The sequence below is a fragment of the Corynebacterium lactis RW2-5 genome (assembly GCF_001274895.1).
In the GTDB taxonomy this organism is placed as follows: domain Bacteria; phylum Actinomycetota; class Actinomycetes; order Mycobacteriales; family Mycobacteriaceae; genus Corynebacterium; species Corynebacterium lactis.
Window position 1 is genome coordinate 2,392,036 of record NZ_CP006841.1, and the last position, 17,732, is coordinate 2,409,767.

16 protein-coding genes are annotated in these 17,732 nt (G+C 64.7%); 5 read left to right on the top strand and 11 right to left on the bottom strand.

Features of this window, described 5'->3' with window-relative positions; all coding sequences use genetic code 11:
* Window positions 1–25: 25 nt before the first annotated feature.
* The 11 genes from CLAC_RS10605 to CLAC_RS10655 form a co-directional block, all read right to left on the bottom strand.
* Complete coding sequence (locus CLAC_RS10605; RefSeq protein WP_053412893.1) at window positions 26–1,156, bottom strand: DUF6779 domain-containing protein; 1,131 nt, start codon at window positions 1,154–1,156, stop codon at window positions 26–28.
* Window positions 1,149–1,658 (bottom strand): DUF3180 domain-containing protein, encoded by a 510-nt coding sequence (locus CLAC_RS10610; RefSeq protein WP_053412894.1) that lies wholly within the window; start codon window positions 1,656–1,658, stop codon window positions 1,149–1,151. Before CLAC_RS10610 ends, CLAC_RS10605 begins: the two co-directional genes overlap by 8 nt.
* Window positions 1,659–1,686: 28 nt before the next feature.
* Window positions 1,687–2,220: a 2-amino-4-hydroxy-6-hydroxymethyldihydropteridine diphosphokinase gene (gene folK / locus CLAC_RS10615; RefSeq protein WP_053412895.1), complete on the bottom strand. Its 534-nt coding sequence runs from the start codon at window positions 2,218–2,220 to the stop codon at window positions 1,687–1,689.
* On the bottom strand, window positions 2,217–2,621 hold the full coding sequence (gene folB, locus CLAC_RS10620) for a dihydroneopterin aldolase (RefSeq protein ID WP_053412896.1): 405 nt from the start codon (window positions 2,619–2,621) through the stop codon (window positions 2,217–2,219). The genes folK and folB overlap by 4 nt, the downstream gene beginning before the upstream one ends.
* A gap of 7 nt (window positions 2,622–2,628) precedes the next feature.
* A complete protein-coding gene (gene folP / locus CLAC_RS10625) occupies window positions 2,629–3,525 on the bottom strand; it encodes a dihydropteroate synthase (RefSeq protein ID WP_053412897.1) in 897 nt (298 codons plus the stop codon).
* A 92-nt stretch (window positions 3,526–3,617) separates the two neighbouring features.
* Window positions 3,618–4,193, bottom strand: coding sequence for a GTP cyclohydrolase I FolE (gene folE, locus CLAC_RS10630; protein ID WP_053412898.1), 576 nt, complete (start codon window positions 4,191–4,193; stop codon window positions 3,618–3,620).
* Between the two features lie 9 nt (window positions 4,194–4,202).
* Window positions 4,203–6,740, bottom strand: a complete 2,538-nt coding sequence (gene ftsH / locus CLAC_RS10635) for an ATP-dependent zinc metalloprotease FtsH (protein WP_082313369.1) — start codon at window positions 6,738–6,740, stop codon at window positions 4,203–4,205.
* A 231-nt stretch (window positions 6,741–6,971) separates the two neighbouring features.
* Window positions 6,972–7,556, bottom strand: a complete 585-nt coding sequence (hpt, locus tag CLAC_RS10640; protein ID WP_053412899.1) for a hypoxanthine phosphoribosyltransferase — start codon at window positions 7,554–7,556, stop codon at window positions 6,972–6,974.
* Window positions 7,549–8,571 (bottom strand): tRNA lysidine(34) synthetase TilS, encoded by a 1,023-nt coding sequence (gene tilS, locus CLAC_RS10645; RefSeq protein WP_053413410.1) that lies wholly within the window; start codon window positions 8,569–8,571, stop codon window positions 7,549–7,551. Before tilS ends, hpt begins: the two co-directional genes overlap by 8 nt.
* Before the next feature lie 58 nt (window positions 8,572–8,629).
* Window positions 8,630–9,910, bottom strand: coding sequence for an amidase family protein (locus CLAC_RS10650; protein WP_053412900.1), 1,281 nt, complete (start codon window positions 9,908–9,910; stop codon window positions 8,630–8,632).
* A gap of 48 nt (window positions 9,911–9,958) precedes the next feature.
* Window positions 9,959–11,401, bottom strand: coding sequence for a D-alanyl-D-alanine carboxypeptidase/D-alanyl-D-alanine-endopeptidase (locus tag CLAC_RS10655; RefSeq protein ID WP_053412901.1), 1,443 nt, complete (start codon window positions 11,399–11,401; stop codon window positions 9,959–9,961).
* 135 nt (window positions 11,402–11,536) lie between these two features.
* On the opposite strand from CLAC_RS10655, the gene CLAC_RS10660 reads away from it, so the two are divergent.
* From CLAC_RS10660 to CLAC_RS12740, 5 genes are all read left to right on the top strand, one after another.
* A complete protein-coding gene (locus CLAC_RS10660) occupies window positions 11,537–12,010 on the top strand; it encodes an inorganic diphosphatase (RefSeq protein WP_053412902.1) in 474 nt (157 codons plus the stop codon).
* Between the two features lie 262 nt (window positions 12,011–12,272).
* Entirely contained in the window at window positions 12,273–12,566 is a 294-nt protein-coding gene (locus tag CLAC_RS10665) for a rhodanese-like domain-containing protein (RefSeq protein ID WP_053412903.1), read from the top strand.
* A gap of 202 nt (window positions 12,567–12,768) precedes the next feature.
* Window positions 12,769–13,434: a MarR family winged helix-turn-helix transcriptional regulator gene (locus CLAC_RS10670; RefSeq protein WP_053412904.1), complete on the top strand. Its 666-nt coding sequence runs from the start codon at window positions 12,769–12,771 to the stop codon at window positions 13,432–13,434.
* Entirely contained in the window at window positions 13,431–17,438 is a 4,008-nt protein-coding gene (locus tag CLAC_RS10675) for a Pls/PosA family non-ribosomal peptide synthetase (protein WP_053412905.1), read from the top strand. Before CLAC_RS10670 ends, CLAC_RS10675 begins: the two co-directional genes overlap by 4 nt.
* Window positions 17,439–17,543: 105 nt before the next feature.
* Entirely contained in the window at window positions 17,544–17,720 is a 177-nt protein-coding gene (locus CLAC_RS12740) for a hypothetical protein (protein ID WP_156324839.1), read from the top strand.
* The last annotated feature ends 12 nt before the right edge of the window (window positions 17,721–17,732 follow it).

Sequence of the window (17,732 nt, forward strand, 5' to 3'; positions counted from 1 at the left end):
ACCGGGGCTCTACCGGGGCGGCTCTTTACTTCTTGCGCATCTGGGCTATCAGCTCGGCGACGGTCAGACCATTTTTGTGATCCTCCGCGCGGCGGCGGCCGTGGCGAGAGGACTCTTCGGAATCGACCTCATCGTCAGTGATGGCCTGGAGCTGACGAGTCGGATCCTCGGCCTCCTTGCTGGACCAGTCGGCGTCTTCCTGGCCGCCCGGGGTTTCCTGCCAGTGAATTGCCCGGAAGGTATCCGTGGAGAACTTCTTGTCCTCCGGTTCCTTAGCGCCGCCCTTGGCATCGTCCTTGTTGCTTTCCTTAGCCTCGGCTGCGACCTCAGAGACGTCAACCGGGGAACCGGAGGGCTTGAACTCGGACTGGATGTTGGTGTCCTCTGCCTCCTCGACCGGGGAGCCCTGGACGCCGTGCTGGGTATGCACGCCGACCGCGCCATTGGCGGTCATCTCGGCGCGATGTGCGGTGGCGCGGGGCTCGGGACGATCGTTGCCAACCGGATCCTTCATCGGAGAGGACTGCTGCGGAGCGTCCAGCTCGCGCAGGCGTTCGGCGCGGGCGCGCAGGGCAACCTGCTCATCGTCGAACTCCTCGCCCATGAACTGGGCCAGCTGCTCGCGCAGCGCGAAAATCTCAGCGCGCAGCGCGGCAATCGACTCGTCGTTATTGCCCTCGAGCGAGTCGAGGTAATTCTGCTCCAGAATCAGCTCCTGCTCGCGGTGAGTGGCCAGCTCGCGGTCGAGCTCAACCTGGTGGAGCTGCTCGATGGTCTCCAGACGGTCGCGATCCGCGGCAATAGTTTTGCGGTACCGGGTCACCAACACAGCGCCGATGACTGCGGACCACAGCGCGAAGAGCACCGCAATCTTCATCCAGCCCGTAGAAGTTGCGAAGAGCATGACCACGCTAGCCAGGACCGCGAGAACGAGCAGCGCAATCATCAGGATGACCGCTGTCTTCTCGGTCATTGTCTCCTTGCTCTCCGGGTTCCCGGGGTTTTCCGACACGGGTTGCGCATCCGGGCCGGAAACCGTGGGCTCTGCTAATTCTTCGGCGGAGCCCCGGCCATTAGCGATTGCCTCGGGGGAGTCATCAAAAGGGGCATTTTCCGACTGCTTCGGGTCGTTGCCGGCGTTTGGAAAGTCAGTCATAACTCCACCCTACCGATGAAGGCCCCATATCCCCGGTAGGTGGAGGAGAATTTTCGCCATCAGAGGGCAATTGGCACACTTTTTCCAACCACAGCCCGGCTGCGGACAGCAGCACGCCCGACACGCACCCCACAATCATGATTGGACCATCCGACTGGGCTGCGGCGAGATCTGGCCACTGCGGCACCGCCCACGCGACACCGCCGAGGTAAAGACCGGCGAGAATCGCCCCGAGCCATGCAGCCGACGAGCCCACCACACACCAACGAGATAGCGTCAGCGGCTGCACCTGACTGCGATCCTGGCCGACACGGCCGTCGTCAAGCACCTTCTTAATCCAGCGCCCAGCAGCAACACACACCGCGGTGAGAACCCACGGGAAACCGAGATCCCACCAGCTTCGCGGGCCCAAATCCGCGAAAAAGCGGTCGAGAATAATCCACGAGCAGCCAGCAAGTAACACCGCCACTGCCAACAACGTCAACGGGGATGTCGGTTTCATTCGTATTCCCTTCGCTAACTCCGGGCCGCTACCCGGCGCTCCCGGAGCTCCCAGTGCTTCCGATGCTCGCCGTGCCCTCGGCGCGCACCTCCGCGACCTCGCCCGGGTCTAGCTTGCCGACGAGATCTCGCACCCGCACACCCTTCAAAGTAGCGTCCGGATCGGCATCCAACCAGGGTACGAGAACAAAGGCACGCTGGGCCGCCCACGGGTGCGGCAGCGTCAGGGTTTCGTCGTCCGCGATGACTTCCCGCCCGCTATCTAGGTCAATGACCTGGACGATGTCGACATCCAGCGTGCGCGGCCCCCACTTGACCTCGCGGGTACGCCCGGCGGCATTTTCCAACTCCCAGCCGGCTTCGAGCAACTGCATCGGCGTACGCGAAGTTTCCACAATCAGAATCGCGTTGAGAAAATCTCCCTGCTCAACGCCTCCCCACGGGGCAGTCGTAAAGATCCGGGACGCGGCGACGGTCTCGGAGCCGAAATATTCGAATACCTCGGCGAGACGCTGCCGCGCCTGCCCGAGATTAGCCCCAATCGACAGCACCGCCCGAATCATGAAGCCCTGCCCTTTCGGGAGCGGCGCGCGGTCACAGCGGCGTCCTCGAAGTCGAGGGGAATCGGCGCATGCGGCTTGTGAATCGTGACCTCGACGGCGTGCAGAAGCGGGGCAAGGCCGCGGTCGGCGCGGGCGTCGTCGTCGGCGAGAAGAGCCTCGGCGATGTCGGTGGCGACCGTCTCGATGAGGTTTCGCGGCTCGCCGGTCATAATCGCGTGGGCGCGCTGGGCAACGGCTCCATAGTCGACGGTGTTGTCGAGGTCATCGGTGCGAGCGGCCTGCCGGAAATCCAGCCAGAGGGTGACATCGCAGGAGAAGTCCTGCCCGTCGCGGCGCTCGTGGTCGAAACAGCCGTGGAAGCCGCGGGCCTTGAGCCCTTTCAGTTCAATGCGATCTGCCATGGATGTGTCAGGCTCCTTCGGTTGTGCTTTCGGTCGTGCTTTCGCTGCTGGTAGCGGCCTGGTTTCCCCCGCCTTCCGGGTAATCCCCCGAGGCCGTAGCCCCGCCAAGCGCACGACCTGCTGTCCACGCCGAGACGACCCGCACCGCGTCGAGGCTGAAGGGGACATTGTGAACGCGGACTGCCCACGCCCCCGCGGCCGCCGACAGCGTGGAAATCGCGGCGGTTGCCGCGTCCGCGTCCTGGGGTTTGCGGGCGTGCCCATCCAGCGAGGCCACAAACCGCTTGCGGGAGGCACCGACCAGCACGGGGAATCCAAGGTCGATGATCTCCGGCAGACCGTGGAGGAGGGCCCAGTTGTCGTCGGCGTTCTTGGCGAAGCCCAGCCCTGGATCGAGGATGATGTTTTCCTCCAGCACGCCGGCGGCCAGGGCGTCGTCGGCAAGCCTCGAGAGGTGCTCGGTGACATCGGCGAGGATCCCGGCGGGGTGGGTGGAGGAGCGGCCGGAGGCGGAACCGAAGCGGTCAGTCTTCCAGTGCATCAGGCAGACGGGGATGTCACCGGCGGCACATACGCGGAGCATGTTGGGGTCGGCCAACCCTCCGGAGACGTCGTTGATGAGCGCAGCGCCAGCCTCGATTGCGGCCTCGGCGACGGAGGCGCGCATGGTGTCGACACTGACCAGGTGCCCCTCGGCGGCCAGCTCGCGAACGACCGGTTCCACCCGGCCAATCTCCTCGACCTCGCCGACGCGATGCGCGCCCGGGCGGGTCGACTCGCCTCCCACATCGATGATGTCAGCGCCCTGCGCGAGCAGCTCGTGCGCATGGGAAACCGCCGCGTCGAAGGTGTTGTACATCCCGCCGTCGGAGAAGCTGTCCTCCGTCACATTGACGATGCCCATCACCTTGCAGCGCGCCGCTGCCCCTGTCTCAGTCACCTTTTGGTCGCCTACTCCCCTATTCGAGAATCGATACTGCGGTTGAAAGAAGTTCGCTAGTTTTTCCGGATTAGCGCCATCGCCTCGGCGCGGGAACGCGCGTCTGACTTGAAGCCACCCCGGACGGCGGAGGTCACCGTGGTAGCGCCCGGCTTGCGGATGCCGCGCATTGCCATACACAGGTGTTCGCATTCGATAACCACGATGGCCGATGCCGGGTCGAGCTTCTCCACAATCGCGTCCGCGACCTGGCTGGTCAGCCGCTCCTGAACCTGTGGGCGCTTGGCGTAGAGATCGACGAGCCGGGCCAGCTTGGAAAGACCCGTGACTTTGCCGTCCTTGCCTGGGATATAGCCGATATGTGCTACCCCAAAAAATGGAACCAGGTGATGCTCGCACGTGGAGTAAATCGGGATGTCCTTGACCAGGACGAGCTCCTGATGGTCCTCACTAAAGGTCTTGGCCAACACCTCGGATGGGTCCGTGTACAGGCCCGCAAAAATCTCGCGGTACGCCCGCGCCACGCGCGCCGGGGTCTCCAGCAGCCCCTCGCGGTCGGGGTCCTCGCCCACGGCCAGCAGCAACTCGCGGACCGCTGCCTCGGCCCGTGCCTGATCGAAGTTTTCCTCCATGACGAGTTTTTACGACTCCTGATTCTTGTCCGCAGCGCCCTGGTCTCCGCCACGCGCGTCATCGTTCTTAGCGTGATTTTGGTGATTTTCGTGGTCCGGCTGCTCATTGTCTGGCAGTCGGAAGCCACGCAGCTCGCGGGGCTGGCTCCCCGTCGCGGGGATCACCGTGGTCGGAGTCGCATCGCTTGCCGACGATTCCTCGTCCTGCTTGGCGTGCCTGCCGCGGGTGCCACGTTCCGACCCCGGCATCGCCGGCGGCGCAGGAATGCTCGCAGGGCCGCCGCTTACCGGGTAGTTAGCGGCACCCGGATGCGGCGGGGCAGCCGGGGCATCCGGAGACTGCGGGGCTTGCGAAGACTGCGACTTGTCCTGCCGCGTCTCCTTCGGAGGCCAGCCCGGTGCCGTCCAACCTGCAGGCGGCGGCGTGCCGCCGTAGACCGGAACGTTCGGGCGGTCCTGCCCCTGGCCCAGCGGCTGCTGAGCACTTCCGCCGGTTGCCGGAGGTGCAGCTGCTGAGTTTCCGTCGGCCTTGCCGCTGCCATCCGAGGCCAGTTCAGTGGCTGGCTTTTCGCGACGCACCGGAGCGAAGATGTTGGTGCGCTTCGGGGGCTCTTCGCCGCGTTCGATGGCTAGCTCCACCGGAGTTTTGACCGGCTCGCGACCGTCGGCCGGGTGCTTGGAGTCGGTGTCGAAGAAGTTCAAGCGTTCGCGCTGGACCACATCGGTGAAGATGACCTCGAGGTCTGCGCGGCGCAGTGTCTCCTTCTCCAGAAGCTTCTCCGCCAGGACATCCAGGGTGTCGCGGTTTTCCTTCAGAATCGCGTAGGCCTCGTCGTGGGCCTTGTTGATCAGCCCGCGGACCTGCTCATCAATCAGAGCCGCAACCTGCGGCGAGTAGTCCAACGAGCCGCTGCCGCCGCGCCCGACGAAGGGGTCGCCCTGTTCTTCGCCGTACTTGACCGGACCGAGTGCCGGCGCCATGCCGTACTCGGTGACCATCGCGCGGGCAATCTTGGTCGCCTGTTCGATATCCGCAGACGCTCCGGTCGTCGGAAGGCCGAAGACGAGCTCTTCGGCGGCACGGCCGCCCATCGCGAAGACCAGGCGGGCGAAGAGCTCAGGCAGGTTGTACATGCCCTTGTCATCCTCCGGCACGGTCATGGCGTGGCCGCCGGTGCGGCCGCGAGCCAGGATGGTGACCTTGTAGACTCGCTCGATGTCCTTCAGCGCCCAGGCCGCGAGGGTATGACCGCCCTCGTGGTAGGCGGTGACCTTCTTCTCCTGCTCGGAGATGACCTTCGAGGTGCGACGCGGGCCGCCAATAACACGATCGACTGCTTCCTCCAGCGCGTCGGCAGTAATGATGTTGCCGTTGACGCGGGCGGTGAGCAGCGCGGCCTCGTTCAGAACATTCTGCAGGTCAGCACCGGACATGCCCGCGGTGCGCTTGGCCAGGGATTCCAGATCCGCGTCCGGCCCCAGCGGCTTGTTGCGGGCATGGACCTTCAAAATCGCCTCGCGGCCCTTCAGGTCCGGCGCGCCGACCGGAATCTGGCGGTCGAAGCGGCCCGGGCGCAGCAGAGCCGGGTCCAGGATATCCGGGCGGTTCGTGGCCGCCATGATGATAATTCCCTGACGGTCGCCGAAGCCGTCCATCTCCACCAGGAGCTGGTTCAGGGTCTGCTCGCGCTCGTCGTGACCTCCGCCCATGCCGGCGCCGCGCTGGCGGCCAACAGCGTCGATCTCGTCGATGAAGATGATGCAGGGGCTGTTGTCCTTGGCCTGGTTGAACAGATCGCGGACGCGGGACGCACCGACACCGACGAACATCTCGACGAAGTCGGAACCGGAGATGGTGTAGAAGGGCACGCCGGCCTCACCCGCGACTGCGCGGGCGAGCAGGGTCTTACCGGTACCGGGCGGGCCGTAGAGCAGCACGCCGCGCGGGATCTTCGCGCCCAGCTCCTCGTAGCGGGCCGGGTGCTGCAGGAAGTCTCGGATCTCGTCGAGCTCCTGAACAGCCTCGTCGGCACCGGCGACGTCTGCGAAGGTATTGGTCGGAGTTTCCTTATTCAGCAGCTTCGCGCGGTTACCACCGAACCCAAACATGCCGTTCTTGCCACCCTGCATGCGGCTGAAGAAGAACATGATGACGAAGAAGAAAATCACCATCGGCAGCAGGAAGCTCAAGGTCGACATCAGGAAGGATTCCTGGTTGACCTTCGTGTTGAACTTCGCGATGTCCTTAGCGGCGGTGACCTTGTCGAACACCTGGTCCGTAGCGCGGGCCGGGTACTTGGCCATCACCTTGGTGACATCCTTCGTTCCCTTAACCTCTACGCCCTTCTTCAGGGTTAAGCGCAGGCGTTGCTCGCGGTCATCAATCTGGGCCTCCGCAACATTGCCCTTATCCAGCTGGGTCAGGGCTACCGAGGTATCCACCTCCCGGAAGGACCGCGAATCATCCGTCAGCCGCGTAACAGCAAACAGAATGATCAGGATAATGCCGGCAATCGCGGCAAACCGGAACACCTTTTTCTTGTCCATATATGTGGGTTCGCTTTTCGCTCTCTACAAGTCGTAACTAACTGGGCGTTACTACTTACAAATCGGTATAAATCAGTTCAATTATTGGTACGCAAAGTGGGGCCAGGGCTTCGTGCTCCTGACCCCACATCTACTACAACGCCGCGAGGGCGTAATTAGTTTCCATTTCCCGCGATAAATCTAGGCCGTGGCGCTGGGCAAGGGCCGACGAGCGTAGCTGACCGCCCGCCGCTACTTCTGGTAGACGCGCGGATGAAGCGTGCCGACGTACGGAAGGTCGCGGTAGCGCTCCGCGTAGTCGAGGCCGTAACCGATGACGAACTCGTTCGGAATATCGAACCCGATGTCCGCCACCTCGAGGTTGGTGCGCACTGCCTCCGGCTTGCGCAGCAGGGTGATGACCTCCAGCGAACGCGGGTTGCGGTTGCGCAGGTTCTTCATCAGCCAGGACAGGGTCAGACCGGAGTCGATAATGTCCTCAACGATGACGACGTCGCGTCCCTCAATGTCGCGGTCCAGGTCCTTCAGAATCCGCACGACGCCCGAGGAGGACGCTGAATTGCCGTAGCTGGACACCGCCATGAACTCCATCTGAGTGGGGATGCTCAGCTCGCGAGCAAAGTCCGTCATAAAGAAGACTGCACCCTTCAGAACCGCGATGAGAATAAGGTCCTCTTCGCTGTCCTTGTACTTCTCGCTGACGCGCGCAGCCATCTGCGCGATGCGATCGTGCAATTCCTTCTCGTGCACGAGGACTGCCTCCACGTCGTCCCCATAGGGATTCGCGGGGACGTCGAAATCCTTTACATCATGCATCGCTATTCCTTTCCGCCGTACCTAATTGTAGAGTGCCATCTTTTCTCGCAACCACCAACCTGCCCCTTGCGGGCTGCGCCTGCGCAGCGTCGCCACGAGCACGGGTCACCGGCACTTCTCCCTGGCCGTGATAGCGATGCACCAGCGCCATGACCATGTCGATCTGTTTGCTGCTGGGCTCCCCGCCCGCCCGCCTCAACCAGCGCGCGAGGACCCGCACCGCGATTGCGTCGTCAAGCTCGGCCACCCCTCGCACGGGCAGAGCTGCGCTTGCCGACGCTTCCCCCTCCCCCAGCAGCGTCGCAAGCGCCGACTCGGCGCGAGCATCCAAAAAATCGTTGTCCACCGCGGCGATGGACGCGGTCTTGGCGAGGTTCTCCGCGACACCCGGGCCCAGCTCCCGCTCGAGCAGCGGCAGGATCGTCTGCCGCACACGGACGCGGGCGTAGTGTTCGTCGTAATTGTGAGGGTCGTGCCAGACCTTCAGTCCCAGCTCTTCGCAGCAGAGCTGAGTATCGGCACGGCGCACACCGAGCAGCGGCCGCAGGATTCGAGTCCCGTCCGACCAGATCAGCTCGGCGCGGATGGCGGACAGCGCCTGCGGACCGCCTCCCCGGGCCAGGCGCAGCAAAACGGTTTCGGCCTGGTCGTCCAGCGTATGGGCAAGGAGCAGGGCCGCGCCGCGGGACCTGGTAATTTCGCGTAAGACCCGGTGCCGCGCGATGCGCGCCTCGTACTCCGGGCCGTGGGGAGAATCGCTAACGATGTCGACCGCGACTACCTGCGCCGTGGCCCCCATCCCGCGGGCGATGTTGGCTGCAAGCTCGGCGACCTCCGCGGACCCCTCCTGGAGCTGGTGATCGACCACGACGGCGTGGACATTCTTGCCTGCAAGCGACCCCTTCGGACCGAAGGCTTCCGCGCATGCTCCAGCGACGAGCGCGAGAGAGTCCGCGCCGCCGGAAAGCCCGATGACGACACCGCCTGCAAGCCCCGCCCCTTGCTGTCGAGCCATGGAACGGACAGCATGGCGGATGGTCACAAAGTGCGGGCTGTGGTCCGGCCAGAAGGGTTTAGACAATGCGGCCGCCACTGGCGATGGTCTCCATCGCGGTAAGCAGGATGCGTTCCTGGGTCGGTCGTGCAATGAGCTGCACCGGCAACCCGGAAACAGGTTCCACGACGATTCCGGCCGGGAATCCAAGGTAGTTCCACGTTGAGGCGTAAGGGGTAAACCGCAGGTTGGATAGCAAGTTCACGATCCACGGCATGCGGTGCCACGCCCGGTTGCGCGGAGGGGTCTTAGCCAGGGCCGGGGTAATCAGGATGGTATCGCCCGGCAGCTCCCGCTCGATGCGAGCTCGGTCGCGCACCACCTGGCGGTCGTTGATAATGAAGCGCAGCGAGCGGCCGATGCGGGCGTGGATGCGGTTGCGCCACTCCAGGTGATCCGGGCGCGGACCGTAGCGGAGCTGGTCCGCCACACCTGCGGTCCAGCGCGCGAGCATCGGCAGTGGGTTCAGCGGATACGGCATCTTCTTCTCAGTGACGACGAAGCCGTTGTCCGCGAATACCTTTGCCGCCTGCTGGGCCGCGTCGACGTACTCCGGCGCCGCTTTCAGCCCGAAAACGGGCGCCGTGGTGTCCAGGCTGACGGCGAAGTTCTCAGGCAGCGTCTTCGCCGGGTTTTCCGCATCCACCAGGCCGTCGGTGAGCACCTTGGTGATCAGGCACAGGTCCTCGTTGTTGACCGTGAGCACGCCGTGGACCGACATGCCGAACCAGTCGGTACCGCCCACACGCCCCGGCATGATTCCCGGAGTAGACTTCAGCGTCGACAGGCCGCAGCAGGCCGCGGGGATGCGCAGCGACCCCATGCCGTCGTTGCCCTGCGCGAACGGGACCATGCCCGCGGCGACAGCCGCCGCCGAACCTCCCGATGACCCGCCCGGGGTGTGGCCCGGCAGCGTCGGATTGTCGACAGTCAGCCCCGGCAGCGTCGTCGTACCCCACGTGCAGAACTGCGGGTTCACGGTAGTTCCCACGGCAATCGCGCCGGCGTTGGTCAGCTGGCGCACGAACGGGTTCTCCGGGACCGTGTTCTCCTTCAGGGAAAAAGGCACGCCTGCGAGCGGCAGCTGGGAGAGGTCCTCGCGCTGCTCAAGGTCCCGCGCCGCCTGCAGAGCGCGGCCCGCCCACACCTCGCGGAAAGCGTGAACCCCGCCGTCCAGCCTGCTAATCGCATCAAGGCTGCGCTGCACGCTGTCGACCGGGCTGAGCTTTCCCTCCCGGACCTGCGCCGCAATCTCGTGGACGGTGGGCAGGTCCCTAATGGCGGAAGTGTGAGAGGTCATGGCGGATTCATCTCCTCGGGAAATTTTTCAGTGGCAAATGAATTCAGTCTAGATATCCGCCAGTGCGCTCGCTGCCTTATCGGCCGCAGCGCGCGCAGGAAGTAGGCTCGCCTCGTTCGACAGCATCACGAAACTGAGCACCTGCCCCGACTTCGTCACCACGTAGCCAGCCAGCGCCGATGCCTTATTCAGGGTCCCCGTCTTCGCTCGAACGAGCCCCGCCCCGGAGCTATTTCCGAAGCGATCCGCCAGGGTCCCGGACACCCCCGCCACCGGGAGGCAGTCCAGAAGCGGGCGCAGCGCGTCCGTCACCGCCGCCTTTTTCTCTTCCGTCTCTCCGCTATCCCCTCCGCTTTCCGACGCCTCTTGCCCACTCCCCGGCCCAGCCGCCGCGGTCAGGACTTCCGAAAGATGCTTAGGCGTGACTCTGTTATCCGTGCTCAGCCCGCTCGAGTCGGCCAAGATAGCACCGTCGAGGCCGAAACCATGCTCGGCGAGGGTATCCCGCACAGCCGTTGCGGCGCCTGCGAAGGTCGGGGGCAGATTGCGGGCCACCGCCAGCTCGCGGGCTATGGACTCTGCCAGGACGTTATCGCTGTAGAGCATCATGTCGCGAAGGCGCGTGTGCAACGGTGCCGACTGCACCGAGGCCACCACGGTCGGCTCTACCGCCGGCAGCGCGACGCCGTCAGCGACATTTCCGCCCGCCTCGGTGCCGAGCTGGGCTGCCAGCACGCTCGCGATGTCCTCAGCCGGGGTGGCGCTGCGCGGGGAGTTTTCCTCCTTCGGGTCGATGCGACCCGCATCGATCATTGCGGGCTCGACGTCGGCGACGTATCCGTCGGCCAGCCCCTGCTTCTCCCAGGTGGAGTGGAAGGTCTCAGGAAACAGGGAGGTATCAACGTAGACCTTGCCCACGCCGTCCGGCATGGCTGCACGTACCTTCGCAGCCAGGTCCGCGACGGACGCGGCGTCGTGGAAGAACCCGTCCCCGTTAGCGCTCAGGGTCGGGTCGCCGGCACCCTGAATAACCACGTCCTTACTCTCTCCGTAGCGCAAGACCTTGGTCTCCACACGGTGGTCGTCGTCGATGCCGAGCAGCGCGGCGGCCGCCGTGAGGATTTTCAGCGACGAGGCCGGCATCGCCACGACCGAATCGTCCTTGCCCCACAGCCTGGCGCCGGTCGTTGCATCGGAAACTACCGCGTGGAGCTGCCCGAAGCCCGTATCCGCAGTAGCACCGTCCATGGCGGCGGTGACTTTGGCGGCCAGGGTGTCGTCGGCAAGCGAGGAGCGGGCGGCGGTGACAGGAGAGGCCGCACGCTCGACGGCGGGGGCCGGCTGCACCTCAATCTGGCGATTGTTATACGAAATCAGCGCGAGTGCGCCACCGAGCGCGGCAAGAAGCACCACAAGGAGAATGGAGACCCATACTACCCAGCCCCGACGCGTACCGGACTGCGAATCGGCACTGCTCAAAGTGAAATGCACCTGCTTCCTTATGCCTCGAGAGGTCGAGCAACCGGAGAAGGCGACTACATGCCGGGAGGGCAAACGCTCTAGCGGGCGCGCATCGCCTAAGATGGCCGTCAGGGAATTGTACACCGATTATAAGGAGTCATCGCCGTGAGCGTTGAGGTCACTATTGAGATCCCGAAGGGTCAGCGCAACAAGTACGAAGTCGATCACGAGACCGGCAAGGTCTACCTCGACCGCTACCTGTTCACCCCCATGGCATACCCGGCCGACTACGGCTTCATCGATGGCACTCTGGGCGAGGACGGCGACCCGCTGGACGCACTGGTCATCCTGCCGGAGCCGGTATTCCCAGGCGTTATCGTCAAGGCCCGCCCGGTCGGTGTCTTCAAGATGACCGACGAGGCCGGCGGCGACGACAAGCTGCTCTGCGTCCTCGATGACGTCCGCTTCGAGGGCTACCAGGACATCTCCGACGTGTCTGACTTCGTCAAGGACGAGATCGAGCACTTCTTCGTCCACTACAAGGACCTGGAGCCGGGCAAGGAAGTTTCCGGTTCGGGCTGGGGCGACAAGGCTGAGGCCGAGAAGATCCTGGCTGAGGCTATCGAGCGCCACAAGTAGTAACCGGGGCGGCGCGGCGCATGCCGTGCAAGAGGTGCAAGAGGTGCAAGAGGTGCCGCGCCCAACTTTTGATTTTTGCCAGCTTTTTGTAGGAAGTAAGCCACTTTTCGGCGCTACTTCCTACAAAAAGCTGGCAAATTTTTTACGGTTTGTTTTCCGGCGTGCTCGCCTAGCCCGGGCCATTGCCTTAAGCCCCGAATCGCAGCAGTGCCACCTCCATCGCCGCGCCATACCAACGATGCCGCGCGTATAGTGACGCACTATGGAAACCGTATCTGTAACTGAAGTACCCGCAGGCGCCCAGCTCATCGATGTTCGTTCCCAGATGGAGTGGGACGACGGTCACGCCGTCGGCGCTACCCACATCCCGATGGAGGAGATTCCATCCCGTTATGGCGAGTTGGACCTCGACTCGGATATTTACCTGATGTGCCGCTCCGGAGGCCGCGCCTCCCAGGTCGCTGACTGGCTGGAGAAGAACGGCATCGACACCATCGTCGTCCGCGGCGGAATGATCGATTGGGAGCACTTCGGCCTGCCGATGGAAAAGGCATAGCCTTTTCGGATACTTCTGGATTCTCCCAGCCTCTTTTGGAAGGGGCCGGAACTTCCCGGGCTACCCCATCCAACTTTATCCCTTTCAGCGCGGCGTGCAGCGCCTTCCAGACCTTGCACATCGCGCTGAACTCTACAAAGACGTTAAAATAATTGGGCGTGCCCAACTATTGAATACACAGCTATTCGATAGCATTGGAAGCATGTCTGATTCCCCTGCCTCAAAGTCGATCAAGGCATCTCGCACCAAGAAGCCCAAATCCGCGGCCAAGCGCCCCGGCACTGCCACGGGCTCCGACTCCCCCATGGCCCCGAGTGCCCTGCGCAAGTCTGCGTCCTGGTGCCTTTCGTATCTCGATGCCGCTGTTCGGGAGAGTGTCAACGCAACGCTCTCTCGCACTAACATCGAAAGCCTGTCCCTGCGCGGTTACTGGGTTCTGGAAGCTATCGCCGACGGCGACGGGCTCGCCCAAACCGAACTGAGCTGCGCCCTCAGCATGGATCGCTCCGACATGGTCCGCCTCATCGATTCTCTGGAAAAGGCCGGCCTAGTCATCCGCACGCGCGATATCAACGACCGCCGGCGCCAGCTCATTTCGCTCACCGTGGACGGAGACACCGCCCGCTCATCGCTGCGCCGCTCCCTCCGTCGAGCCGAGCGCACCGCCGTCGCTTCCTGCCCCGCCGAGGTGCGCTCCCTCCTGTCTTCGCTTGCCGACGTCCCCTCGGCCCCCATCGACCCGGAGCAGCCTGCGGCGTCCAAGGAGCCATCCGCTCCGGAAGAGGCTACGGTGCTGACCGAGACAAAGCCCAAGAAGCAGAAGAAAAAGAAGAAGGGCAAGAAGAAAAAGAAGGGTGACGGAAAGTGAGTACCGGCGCGGACTCGAACGCGATTGAGAAAAAGTTTTTGCGCGCATCCGCCAATCCCTCGGAGCGCACCCTCATTGACATTCTGCGGTCCACTGCTCGCCGCTACCCGGATGCTGCCGCCATCGACGACGGCGACGCCGTAGTCACCTATTCCGACCTCCTCCACGAGATTGATGTCACCGCCAACTGGCTGTTTGAACAGGGCATTCGCCGCGGTGATCGCATTGGCGTGAGGATGCCGTCGGGAAGCCGAGAGCTGTACGTGGCAATCCTGTCGATTATGGCGGCGGGGGCTGCGTACGTGCCGGTCGATGCGGACGATCCGGACGAGCGGGCGGAGATGGTCTTCGGAGAGGCGCAGATCGCGGGGTATTTCGATGCCGATGGGCTGCACCTTACCGGCCGCGCGGGGGACACCGCGGTCCACACCGGCGAGCCCTTCCTCGACCAGTCCCCTTCCCCGGACGACGACTGCTGGATTATCTTCACATCAGGCTCGACGGGCAAGCCGAAGGGCGTGGCGGTCACGCACCGCAGTGCCGCGGCGTTCGTCGATGCGGAGGCCCGCTGGTTCCTGGTCAACCACCCCGAGGGACCTCTAGGGCCGGACGACCGAGTGCTGGCCGGGCTGTCGGTGGCATTTGACGCCTCCTGCGAGGAGATGTGGCTGGCCTGGAGAAACGGCGCCTGCCTAGTACCGGCGCCGCGCTCCCTGGTGCGATCCGGAGTCGATCTGGGCCCCTGGCTGATTTCTCGCCACATCACTGCCGTGTCGACCGTCCCAACCCTGGCTGGTCTTTGGCCAGCCGAGGCTTTGGACAGCGTCCGCCTGCTGATCGTCGGAGGCGAGGCGTGCCCGCAGGAGCTGGTCGACCGCCTCTCCACCCCGGAGCGCGAGATGTGGAACACCTACGGCCCCACTGAGGCGACGGTTGTGGCCTCCGGCATCCAACTGCACCCCGGAAAACCCGTGACCATCGGCTTTCCGCTGGACGGCTGGGACCTGACCGTCATCGACGAGGAGGGCAACCCGGTCCCTCCAGGCACCAAGGGTGAGCTGGTCATCGGCGGAGTGGGCCTGGCCCGCTACCTGGACCCGGCGAAGGACACCGAGAAGTACGCACCGCTGCCCGCCCTCGGCTGGGAGCGCGCGTACCGTACCGGCGACCACGTCATCATGGACGAGGCCGGGTTGTACTTCGCTGGCCGCGTCGACGATCAGGTGAAGATCGGCGGACGCCGCATCGAACTCGGCGAGGTCGAGGCCCACCTGGCCGCACTGCCCGGCGCGACGCAGGCGACCGTCGTTGTGCAGAAGACCGGCGCGGGCGACTCCGTCCTGGTCGGCTACGTCGGCGCGGGCGGCGACGCGGGCTCGATGGACCACGACGAGTGCATGGCCATACTCCGCGACGCCATGCCCGCCCCGATGGTGCCGCGCCTGCACATCATGGACGAACTGCCCGTGCGCACCTCTGGCAAGGTGGATAAGGCTGCGCTACCGTGGCCGCTGCCTGCCGCCCCTTCCGCGGATACCGAGGGGATGACGCCCGTTGAGGCATGGTTGTCGGGAATCTGGTCGGAGGTCCTGTCCGTCCCGCAGCCGGGCCCGGCGTCCGACTTCTTCGCCCTCGGCGGCACCTCTCTGGCCGCAGCAGGCGTGGTCGCCCGTATCCGCGAGCGCGCCCCGCAGGTCGCCGTACGCGATCTCTATGACCACCCTCGCCTGGGAAGGCTCGCCGAAGAGCTCGTCTCCCGGGGGCTTGTCGACGACTCCGTCGCTGGTGACGCCGCGTCCTCTACCGGCGAGGAAATACCCGAACCCACTCCGGTATCCCGGGGCACCCGCTGGGCGCAGGTGGCGCTCATGGTTCCGATTCAATGGGCTCGTGGCGTGCGCTGGGTTACCTGGCTGGCGATTGCGAACTGGGCTCTCGGTGGTCCGTTGGCGCTGCCGGGTTGGGCTGTCGCGCTGCTTGGAGTCCTGTTCCTGACACCGCTTGGAGTGATGCCTGTCAATGCTCTGCTGACTCGGGCCCTGACGTCCTCGGTACGCCCTGGCGACTTCCCGCGCGGCGGCTCCGTGCACTTGAGACTCTGGGCCGCCGAGCGATTGGCGGAATCGTCCGGAGTCCGCTCCGTTGCGGGCGCGCCCTTTGTGCTCTGGTACGCGAGGATGCTCGGCGCGTCGATAGGCAAGGGTGTGAATTTGCATTCACTGCCGCCGGTGACGGGCCTGGTGAGACTTGACGACTACTGCTCCATCGAGCCGGAGGTCGACCTGTCGGGCTACTGGGTCGACGGCGATACGGTGCACGTCGGCGAGATTTCCGTGGGTGCGCATGCGCGAGTCGGTGCCCGCTCTACCCTGCTGCCGGGCACACGGATTGGCCAGAGCGCGCACATCGAGGCGGGCTCGACCGTCACCGGCGAGAAGAAGGTCAAGGCGGGCGCGCGCTGGTCGGGCTCGCCGGCGCGCAAGGTCGGGCGTTCCAAGCACCGCTTCCCGGAGCAGCTGCCACCGTCGGCACGCGGCTGGGTCGCGGTGTACGCAGCGACGGCTGTGCTGCTTGCGCTGGTTCCGCTGGCATCACTGCTGGCCATGGCCGCGCTGCTCGGCTGGGCGACGGATGCAGGGGCCTTTGGCGCTGAGACAGCCGAGTGGGAGCTGAGCTCTGCGCTCGTCAGCGCACTGGCCTGGGTTCCTGCCGCAACCTTGGCGGGCATAATCGTCTACGCAGCCCTCACCCTGGTACTGGTGCGACTGTTCAGCCTGGGACTGCGCGCCGGCGTTCACCCGGTGCGCTCGAGAATCGGCTGGCAGGCCTGGGCGACAATCCGGCTCATGGATGCCGCCCGCGTCGACCTCTTTCTCATCTATGCCTCACTGCTGACCCCGAATTGGTTGCGCGCGCTCGGTGCCCGCATCGGCCACGATACGGAGATCTCCACCGCAGTCGCGATTCCGAAGTTGATGCAGGTAAAAGAGGAATCCTTCCTCGCTGACGACACCATGGTCGCAGGCTACGAGCTCGGCGGTGGGTGGATGCTTATCGACGATTCCAAGATTGGCAAACGGGCCTTCCTCGGCAACTCGGGCATCACCTTGCCCGGGCGCAAGCTGGCGAAGAACTCATTGGTTGCAGTGCTATCGTCCACGCCGAAGAAAACCAAGTCCGGTTCGAACTGGTGGGGATCTCCGCCGGAGAGGCTCCGCCGCGTTACCAATGTTGGCTCGGACGAGTCCGCACAGACGTACCGCCCGACCACGGGACTGAAAGTTGCCCGCGGCGTCGTGGAGACGCTGCGCATCCTGGCCCCGATGACATCCCTGGCGCTGGCGGTGGCCACCTTGGCCGGAATGCAGTGGATCGGCGAGGCGGCGTTGACTCTTGCGATGGGATTCCGGGGTGCCGAAGATACCATGGGAATCGCGTTTGCCCTGCTGGTTACGCTCGCCCTGACTCCCCTGGTGTTCCTGCTCGCCGGCATCCTGGGCCTTGCGGTGACAGTGGCCGCGAAGTGGGTGTGCGTCGGCAAGCATCGCACGGGCGAGTCCCCGCTGTGGAGTAGGTTCGTGTGGCTCAATGAGCTTCAGGACACCTTCGTGGAGATGGTCGCCGCGCCGTGGTACCTGAACCCGGCGATGGCGACCGGAGGGGCGTCGCGCGCGATGCGTCTGCTGGGTGCGAAGATTGGCCACGGAGTGTGGCTGGAGAGCTACTGGCTGCCGGAGACGGACCTGGTGGTTATCGAACGCGGCGCGACCGTCGGGCGCGGTTGCGTGGTTCAGACCCACCTTTTCACCGACCGCGTGATGACTCTCGACGAGGTTCACATCGGCCGCGGCGCCGTACTGGGGCCGCACTCGGTGGTGCTGCCGGCATCGGTGCTGGGCGCGGGCGCGCGGGTGGAGCCGGGGTCGCTGGTGATGCGCGGCGATCACGTTCCGGCGCACACGGCCTGGCGTGGCAATCCAATCGAGCCGAAGGCTGCGAAGTAGGGGGAGCGCTGCGGCCGTCGCCCACAACAGCGCCCCACCTTCGACATAGTCGACGCGAACCCCGGCCCCGGCGGCGCGTGGCGCCACCGCTGGGATTCCCTGACCATGGAGACGGTCAACAACATCTACGACCTTCCCGGCATGCCCCAGGCCGAAGCCCCACCAGAGGCCAAGGCCTCGACCACATTGATTGACTACTTCGGGAAGTTCGAAAAGCGCGTCCGCGAGGGCCTGCCGCCACAGTCGGTGGTGTCGGTGACCGGACTCGGCTGGAATCCCTAGCTCGTCGATGCC